This is a genomic window from Pseudomonas sp. REP124 (genome assembly GCF_020164475.1).
In the GTDB taxonomy this organism is placed as follows: domain Bacteria; phylum Pseudomonadota; class Gammaproteobacteria; order Pseudomonadales; family Pseudomonadaceae; genus Aquipseudomonas.
Genome location: NZ_JAIQWX010000219.1, coordinates 1 through 7,801, shown reverse-complemented (window position 1 = coordinate 7,801; position 7,801 = coordinate 1). Strand labels below are relative to the sequence as shown.

Here is a 7,801-nt window from a genome sequence, read left to right as displayed (position 1 = left end):
GGCACCAGAAAGCCCTGATCAATATGCAAAAAAAAAGGCCACCGCAACTCGACGTTGCGGCGACCCGAGGGTGACTCTTCAATTGCGATCCACTAGCATGGATCGCTCTACATCAATGTGCCCCAGCAGCCTTGTTCAAATCGCTTTCCGCCCATTCGGTGTACACACAGGCATCCGCCGTGGCCCAGCGGACCTTCACTGGATCGCCCGCCTTGAGCGGCATGCCGGCAGCCGAAAGCGCCTTAACGGTCATCGAGGTGCCGCCAGACGTCACAACGCTACAGGTCTGGCTTTCACCGAGGAACAACACTTCCACCACCGTGGCCGACACTTCGTTCCAGCCGGCGGCCAGCGGCTCTTCGGTAGCCTGCTGCACGCTCAGTGCCAGGGCTTTTTCCGGACGCACCATCAGCAGCACGTCCTGTTCGGTTTGCAGACCTGAAGTCAGACGAATCGACAGGGGCTGCCCTTCAAAAGTCGCCACCGCATTGCCCTGGGCCTTGAGCTTGAGGAAGTTCGAGTTGCCCAGGAACGAGGCGACAAACGCATTCGGCGGATTCTGGTACAGGTCATAACCGCTGCCCAGGCCGACGATCTTGCCGTGGCTGAAGATCGCGATGCGCTGTGACAGGCGCATGGCTTCTTCCTGGTCGTGGGTCACGTAAACGATGGTGATGCCCAGGCGGCGATGCAATTGACGCAGTTCATCCTGCAAGTCTTCGCGCAGTTTCTTGTCCAGCGCACCGAGGGGTTCGTCCATCAGCAGGATGCGTGGTTCGTAGACCAGCGCCCGGGCGATGGCGACGCGTTGCTGCTGGCCACCGGAAAGCTGCGAAGGGCGGCGGTGGGCGAATTTATCCAGTTGCACCAGCTTGAGCATCGCATCGACCCGGCGATCACGCTCGGCGGCGTCCAGTTTGCGAATGCTCAAGGGGAACGCGATGTTGTCGCGCACCGACAGATGCGGAAACAGCGAGTAGCGCTGGAACACCATGCCGATGTCGCGCTTGTGCGGCGGCACGTTCACCAGGGATTGCTCGTTGACCAGGATCTCGCCGCTGCTCGGGGTTTCGAAGCCGGCGAGCATCGACAGCGTGGTGCTCTTGCCGGAGCCGCTGGAGCCGAGGAAGGTCAGGAACTCGCCGTCCTTGATGTCCAGGGAAATGTTGTCCACGGCGGCGAAGTCGCCATAAAACTTGTTCAGGTTGCGCAGGCTCACCAGGGGCTTGTCGTTCTGCTGCGCGGCATCTTTGATCACTGCACTCATGTCGTACTCCTGGCGCTCAGGCGCTGATTTCGTTGCGCCGGCGCAAGGCAGCGGCGATGACCATGACCAATACCGAAAGGCCGATCAGCAGCGTCGAGGCGACGGCGATCACGGGCGTCAGGTCCTGGCGCAGAGTGGTCCACATTTTCACTGGAAGGGTTTGCAGGGTCGGGCTGGCCATCATCACGCTCAGCACCACCTCGTCCCACGAGACGAGAAAGGCGAAGAGAGCGCCGGCGACCATGCCCGGACGGATCGCCGGAAAGGTCACCTTGAACACCGCTTGCAGCCGCGAGGCGCCGCAGATCACCGCCGCATCCTCGATCGACTGATCGAACAGCTTCAACGAGTTGATGATCGAGATGATGGTGAACGGCAACGCGACGATCACGTGGCTGACCACAAAGGCGAACATGGTCCCGGTGTAACCCAGTTTCAGGAACAGCGCGTACACCGCCACCGCAATGATCACCAGCGGCACGATCATCGGCAGGGTGAACAGCCCGTAGAGCATTTCCCGGCCCGGGAAGCGACCGCGCACCAAGGCGAACGCGGTGGGCAGACCCAGGGCGACGGCGAAGATCGTGGTCAGTACCGCGACCTTGAGGCTGGCGAGCGCGGCGTTCATCCAGTCGGCGTTGGAGAAGAACTGGGTATACCACTTCACGGTCCAGCCCGGTGCCGGAAACACCAGCCACTGGGACGAGCCGAACGACAGCAGGACGATGAACACGATCGGCAGCAGCAGGAACAGCCCGATCAGCCCGGTGGTGGCGTACAGGCCGAAGCGCATCCGGCGGCTCATGGCATTGGGAGTCAGGAGCATGACGGCTTACCTCGCGTTGCTGGCGCCGACCGGGGATTCCGGTTGGAGCTTCAGGTAGAAGTAGAACAGCACCAGGGTGATGACGATCAGCAACGCGGCACCGGCGCTGGCCAGGCCCCAATTGAGGAACGACTGCACCTGCTGAATGATGAACTCGGGCAGCATCATGTTCTGCGCACCGCCAAGCAGTGCCGGGGTGACGTAGTAACCGAGGGACATCACGAACACCATCAGGCCACCGGAGAACAGCCCCGGCCGACACAGAGGCAGGAACACCCGGAAAAAGTTGGTCCAGGGGCTGGCGCCGCAGATGGAGCCGGCCTGCAGGATCATCGGATCGATGGCCTGCATGGTCGCCTGCAAAGGCAGCACGATGAACGGGATCATGATGTAGCTCATGCCGATCACCACGCCGGTCAGGTTATGCACCATCTCCAGCGGCTGATCGATGATGCCCATCGCCATCAGCGCCTTGTTGATCACGCCCGAGGCTTGCAGCAGCACCAGCCAGGAGTAGGTGCGGGCCAGCAGGCTGGTCCACATCGACAGCAGCACGATGTTCAGGATCCAGCGACCCCAGCCACGTGGCACCAGGGTAATCGCCCAGGCCAGCGGGAAGCCCAGCAGCAGGCTGAAAATCGTTACCAGACCGGCCACCGAGAAGGTGTTGAGCAAGACTCGCGCATAGGCCGAGTTGGCGAACAGTTGTTCGTAGTTGCCCAGTCCAGGCACTGGTTCCAGCACACCGCGCAGCAGCAGGCCGATCAGTGGTGCCAGGAAGAACAGGCCCAGGAACAGCAGGGCGGGGATCAGGTTGCTCGAACCACGCCAGCGTTGTGCCAAAGTTGGAGATTGGTTCATGGCAGCGGCCTTGACGGAAGCCTGTCCGGCAGCGCCAGAGGCGCTCCCGGTGGCCGTGGATTGACGGGACGTGGTTGCCGTCATTTTCATTTGACCAGCCATTCGTTCCACCGTGTCGCGATGCTCGGACCGTTCTTGGCCCAGTACGCGAAATCAAGAGTGATCTGATCCTTTGCGTAGGCCGTCGGCAGGTTCGGTGCCAGCGCGGAATCCAGGCGCGCCACGCTGTCGACGTTGACCGGGGCGTAGGCGGTCAGGTTGGAGAAGTCGGCCTGTCCCTTGGCGCTGCTGGCATTGGCCAGGAACTTCATCGCCGCGTCCTTGTTCTTCGAGCCTTTTGGAATGACCAGGATGTCGGCCATGACCAGGTTCTGTTTCCAGCTCACGCCGACCGGGGCGCCGTCTTCCTGCAGGGCGTGGATGCGGCCGTTCCAGAACTGGCCAAGGCTTGCTTCACCGGATGCCAAGAGCTGTTGCGACTGGGCGCCGCCGCCCCACCAGACGATGTCTTTCTTGATGGTGTCGAGTTTCTTGAAGGCGCGGTCCAGGTCCAGCGGGTAGAGCTTGTCGGCCGGAACGCCGTCGGCCAGCAGGGCCAGTTCGAGTACGCCTGGGCTCGGCCATTTGTAGAGGGCGCGTTTGCCGGGGTAGGTCTTGGTGTCGAACAGCGCGGTCCAGTCGGTTGGCTTGGCGGCGCCGAGCTTGCCTTCGTTGTAGCCGAGGACGAAGGAGAAGAAGAACGAACCGACGCCATGATCGGAGACGAAACGCGGATCGATCTTGTCGCGCTCGATGACTTTGAAGTCGAGGGGTTCGAGCAGGCCTTCGGAGGCGGCGCGCAAGGCGAAGTCGGCTTCGACGTCGACCACGTCCCATTGCACGTTGCCGCTTTCGACCATGGCCTTGAGTTTGCCGTAGTCGGTCGGGCCGTCCTGAACCACGGTGATGCCGCTGGCTTTGCTGAACGGATCGGCCCACGCCTGCTTCTGCGCGTCCTGGGTCGTACCGCCCCAGCTGACGAAGTTGACGCTTTCAGCCGCCATCAACGCCTGGCTGGTCACGCTGAGCAGACCCGCGAACAGCACTGCGGATACACGTTTGTTCAACACCATTTTTACGCCCTCATTGTTGTGTTTATGAGCGGGGCTTTCAGTGCCCGCCTATCGGGAGCATCAGGTCCGTCCAGTCGCTGGGACTGTCCGGTCTATGGAATATCATATTATGGTATTCCAAACTTTGTGCAAGCATTTTGCCGTACCGGCTATCTGGCAAATCTGGTTTTTTATCTGTCCTGCCAATTCCCTGATCCACACAAATCCCCTGTAGGAGCGAGGCTTGCCCGCGAAGGCTGGGTATTAGGCACCAGAGGTGTTGAATGTGCCGGCCTCTTCGCGGGCAAGCCTCGCTCCTACAAGGGGAGGTGAGTCAACCGGTGAAGGGAATGCTCTCCACCACCTCCAGGTCATACCCGGTCAACCCCGCATACTTGAGCGGCGGACCCAGGTGCCGCAGCTTGCCCACACCGAGGTTCTGCAGAATCTGCGCCCCGGTGCCCACTTCCGAATAAATCCGCGACTGCGAGCGGCTGAACTGCCGCGGCGGCTGAGTCAGTTGCGGCACGCGTTCGAGCAGGGCCTAGGACGATTCGTGGTTGGCCAGCACCACCACCACGCCGCAGCCTTCCTCGGCAACGCGCTGCAAGGCGGCCCACAGTGTCCAGTTGGACGGGCCGCTGTATTCGGCGCCGACCAGATCGCGCAATGGGTCGATCACATGCACCCGCACCAGCGTCGGTTCCTCGCGGCGCAGCTCGCCCATGACCATTGCCATGTGGACACCGCCCTCGATGCGATCCTCAAAGGTGATCAGACGAAAGGTGCCGTGCACGGTGGGCAATTCACGCTCGCCGATGCGCTCCACCGTGTGTTCGTTGCTCAGGCGGTAGTGGATCAGGTCGGCGATGGTACCGATCTTGATCCCGTGCTTGCGCGCGAAGACTTCCAGGTCCGGGCGGCGGGCCATGGTGCCGTCGTCGTTCATCACCTCGACGATCACCGAGGCCGGGGTGAAGCCGGCCAGGCGCGCCAGGTCGCAACCGGCTTCGGTGTGCCCGGCGCGGGTCAGCACGCCGCCTTCCCGGGCACGCAGGGGGAAGATGTGGCCGGGCTGGACGATATCGACAGCGGTGGCGCCGGGCGCTACAGCAGCTTGCACGGTGCGTGCGCGGTCGGCGGCGGAAATGCCGGTGGTCACGCCGATCGCGGCTTCGATGGAGACGGTGAAGGCGGTGCTGAATACGCTACCGTTACTGGGCACCATTTGCTCCAGGCCCAGGCGCTGGCAGTGTTCGTCGGTCAGGGTCAGGCAGATCAGGCCACGGGCTTCGCGGGCCATGAAGCTGATGGCTTCGGCGCTGCAGCAATCGGCTGCCAGCAACAGATCGCCCTCGTTTTCGCGGTCCTCGTCATCCACCAGCAGCACCATTTTGCCGAGGCGATAATCTTCGATGATTTCTTCGATTGTGTTGAAGGCCATGATGGAGTCTCAGTGTGCGGTAGATTCATATTATGGTATACCATGATACAAAATAAACCGAGAGGTCACTATGAAGGCGTACTGGATAGCTCACGTGGATGTCACCGATCCTGATCAATATAGCCAATACACCCAGCGTGCCCCGCAGGCCTTCGCCCTGTACGGCGGCCGCATGCTGGCCCGCGGCGGGCGCAGCGAAGTGCTCGAAGGGCAGGGGGCGCAGCGTAACGTGGTGATCGAGTTCGATTCGTATGAGCAGGCGCTGGCCTGTTATCGCTCGCCGGAGTATCAGGAGGCGAAGCGCCACCGCGAGGGCGCGGGACGGGCGGAGATTGTGATTGTCGAAGGCATCGCCCCGGCGTAACCACCTGTAGGAGCGAGCATGCTCGCGATGGAGGTACAGACACCGAGGGGTGTCAGTCAGCCAACGTTACCGTTGACGTCTATCGCGAGCATGCTCGCTCCTACAGGGTCTGCGTGATCAGCGGATGAAGTGAATCTTCCCGCTATCGTCATTGCCGATGTAAATCCCGTAAACCCCCGCCTGGCGCTCTTCGATATAGCGCTCGAGAATCTGCCGGATCGCCGGGTAGTAGATGCTGTCCCACGGAATGTCTTCAGGGGCGAAGAACTTGTAGTCCATGGTTTCGGGCCCGTGCTCGCCGGTGATCTCCAGGGCCACGGCGCGGAAGATGATGTACACCTCGCTGATCTTCGGCACGCTGAAGATCGAGTAGGGCGAGACGATGTCCGCGCGCACGCCGCTCTCTTCCCAGACCTCGCGCAACGCCGCCTGCTCGGTGGTCTCGCCGGCTTCCATGAAGCCAGCCGGCAGTGTCCAGGTGCCCGGGCGCGGCGGGATCGCCCGTTGGCAGAGCAGGTATTTGCCGTCCTGCTCGATGATGCAGCCGGCGATGATTTTCGGATTGACGTAGTGGATGTAGCCGCAGCCGCGGCACATCAGTCGCTCGTGCGTATCGCCCGGCGGCAGCTGCGATTTGAGGTCATTGGCGCCGCACTTCGGACAAAAGCTCGGGCTGAACATGATTAGCGACCTATGCGAGGTTCTTTGAGGGCGATGGGCAATACGATCTCAGGGATCGGCCCGGTCTCTTCCTGCTTGCGCTTGAGGTATTCGAGGGCGACGGTGGCGGCGGCGCGCACGTGATCGATACAGGCTTGATGGGCGGCCAGCGCATCGCCGCTCTTGATCGCCTCGACCATGCGTTCCATTTCCTGGTTGCTGGCGCCGCGACGGTTTTCCTGAGACACCGAGGTCGCGCGCAGGTAGCTGATGCGCGCCTGCAACTGGCGCAGCTGAGTGGCCGCAACGTGGTTGCCGGAACCTTCGAGCAGCACGTCGTAGAAACCCTGTACCGAATCGATGACCTGCTGCAGCTCGCCTTCCTTGAGGGCCTGGCGGTTGTCTTCCAGGGCTTTTTCCAGGGCCTTGATGTCCTTGGCCTTGGCGCGCAGGGTGAACAGCTGGACGATCAAGCCTTCGAGCACGCAGCGCAGCTCGTAGATGTCGACGGCGTCTTCCAGGGTGATGATGGCCACGCGCGGGCCCTTGGCGTCGGCGAATTCCACCAGGCCTTCGGACTCCAGGTGACGCAAGGCTTCGCGGACCGATGTGCGGCTTACCCCAAGACGATCGCACAGATCGCGTTCGACCAGACGGTCTCCCGGCAGTAGCTGGAAGTTCATGATGGCGCTTCGCAGCTTATCCAGCACGATTTCGCGCAGGGTAACGGGGTTGCGATTGACCTTGAAGCTGTCGTCGAGTGGCAGGCGTTTCATGGGGTACGCTCTAAAGATGGCTGTCGACGCCAGATGGGCATCGACATGGCCGGGGGTTAACTGGAGGCCTCTGCGTCGGCTTCGGCGAAGGCTTCACGGGCCAGCCGGAAACTGTCCACGGCTGCGGGAACACCGCAATAAATGCCGACCTGAAGCAGAATTTCGCGTATTTGCTCACGACTCAAGCCGTTACGCAAGGCGCCACGCACATGCAGCTTGAGTTCGTGCGGGCGATTGAGGGCCGAGATCATCGCCAGGTTGATCATGCTGCGTTCCTTGAGCGACAAACCGTCGCGGCCCCAGACATGACCCCAGCAATACTCGGTGACCATCTCCTGCAGCGGGCGGGTGAAGTCGTCGGCGTTCTGGATCGAGCGATCGACATAGTCCTGGCCGAGCACCTGGGTGCGGATTTTCAGGCCTTGTTCGTACTTTTCGTTGCTCATCATTGCTCCTCTCGCCACCCATCCTGCCCTTTGTGGGAGCGAGCCTGCTCGCGATGGCGGAATGTC

The 7,801-nt window shown here is 61.7% G+C and carries 8 protein-coding genes and 1 pseudogene; 1 reads left to right on the top strand and 8 read right to left on the bottom strand.

Annotated features, from left to right (window positions below):
- Positions 1–112: 112 nt before the first annotated feature.
- The 5 genes and pseudogenes from K9857_RS28835 to ribBA all read right to left on the bottom strand — a co-directional run bounded on the left by K9857_RS28835 (position 113) and on the right by ribBA (position 5,489).
- Positions 113–1,267, bottom strand: a complete 1,155-nt coding sequence (locus tag K9857_RS28835) for an ABC transporter ATP-binding protein (RefSeq protein ID WP_224541737.1) — start codon at positions 1,265–1,267, stop codon at positions 113–115.
- A 16-nt stretch (positions 1,268–1,283) separates the two neighbouring features.
- Positions 1,284–2,093 (bottom strand): ABC transporter permease, encoded by an 810-nt coding sequence (locus K9857_RS28830; protein WP_224541735.1) that lies wholly within the window; start codon positions 2,091–2,093, stop codon positions 1,284–1,286.
- 6 nt (positions 2,094–2,099) lie between these two features.
- Positions 2,100–3,044, bottom strand: coding sequence for an ABC transporter permease (locus K9857_RS28825; RefSeq protein ID WP_224541733.1), 945 nt, complete (start codon positions 3,042–3,044; stop codon positions 2,100–2,102).
- The gene (locus tag K9857_RS28820) at positions 3,041–4,066 is read right to left on the bottom strand and encodes an ABC transporter substrate-binding protein (RefSeq protein ID WP_224541731.1); all 1,026 of its coding nucleotides are present in this window, start codon (positions 4,064–4,066) and stop codon (positions 3,041–3,043) included. Before K9857_RS28820 ends, K9857_RS28825 begins: the two co-directional genes overlap by 4 nt.
- A gap of 313 nt (positions 4,067–4,379) precedes the next feature.
- Positions 4,380–5,489, bottom strand: a pseudogene (gene ribBA / locus K9857_RS28815) (bifunctional 3,4-dihydroxy-2-butanone-4-phosphate synthase/GTP cyclohydrolase II).
- Between the two features lie 70 nt (positions 5,490–5,559).
- Between ribBA and K9857_RS28810 the strand changes: the two are divergent.
- Complete coding sequence (locus K9857_RS28810) at positions 5,560–5,853, top strand: DUF1330 domain-containing protein (RefSeq protein ID WP_175379056.1); 294 nt, start codon at positions 5,560–5,562, stop codon at positions 5,851–5,853.
- A 117-nt stretch (positions 5,854–5,970) separates the two neighbouring features.
- On the opposite strand, the gene K9857_RS28805 is transcribed toward K9857_RS28810, so the two are convergent.
- Genes K9857_RS28805 through pcaC form a run of 3 tightly spaced genes read right to left on the bottom strand, consistent with a single transcriptional unit; the run spans position 5,971 to position 7,735 of the window.
- Complete coding sequence (locus K9857_RS28805) at positions 5,971–6,534, bottom strand: NUDIX hydrolase (RefSeq protein ID WP_175379057.1); 564 nt, start codon at positions 6,532–6,534, stop codon at positions 5,971–5,973.
- Positions 6,535–6,536: 2 nt separating this feature from the next.
- On the bottom strand, positions 6,537–7,289 hold the full coding sequence (locus tag K9857_RS28800) for a GntR family transcriptional regulator (protein WP_175379058.1): 753 nt from the start codon (positions 7,287–7,289) through the stop codon (positions 6,537–6,539).
- Positions 7,290–7,345: 56 nt separating this feature from the next.
- Positions 7,346–7,735 (bottom strand): 4-carboxymuconolactone decarboxylase, encoded by a 390-nt coding sequence (pcaC, locus tag K9857_RS28795; RefSeq protein ID WP_224541729.1) that lies wholly within the window; start codon positions 7,733–7,735, stop codon positions 7,346–7,348.
- Between the last annotated feature and the right edge of the window lie 66 nt (positions 7,736–7,801).

Bases quoted from the DNA above. Each gene is read 5' to 3' on its own strand.
- K9857_RS28835 (WP_224541737.1), bottom strand. From the start codon at position 1,267: ATGAGTGCAGTGATCAAAGATGCCGCGCAGCAGAACGACAAGCCCCTG.
- K9857_RS28830 (WP_224541735.1), bottom strand. From the start codon at position 2,093: ATGCTCCTGACTCCCAATGCCATGAGCCGCCGGATGCGCTTCGGCCTG.
- K9857_RS28825 (WP_224541733.1), bottom strand. From the start codon at position 3,044: ATGAAAATGACGGCAACCACGTCCCGTCAATCCACGGCCACCGGGAGC.
- K9857_RS28820 (WP_224541731.1), bottom strand. From the start codon at position 4,066: ATGGTGTTGAACAAACGTGTATCCGCAGTGCTGTTCGCGGGTCTGCTC.
- K9857_RS28810 (WP_175379056.1), top strand. From the start codon at position 5,560: ATGAAGGCGTACTGGATAGCTCACGTGGATGTCACCGATCCTGATCAA.
- K9857_RS28805 (WP_175379057.1), bottom strand. From the start codon at position 6,534: ATGTTCAGCCCGAGCTTTTGTCCGAAGTGCGGCGCCAATGACCTCAAA.
- K9857_RS28800 (WP_175379058.1), bottom strand. From the start codon at position 7,289: ATGAAACGCCTGCCACTCGACGACAGCTTCAAGGTCAATCGCAACCCC.
- pcaC (WP_224541729.1), bottom strand. From the start codon at position 7,735: ATGAGCAACGAAAAGTACGAACAAGGCCTGAAAATCCGCACCCAGGTG.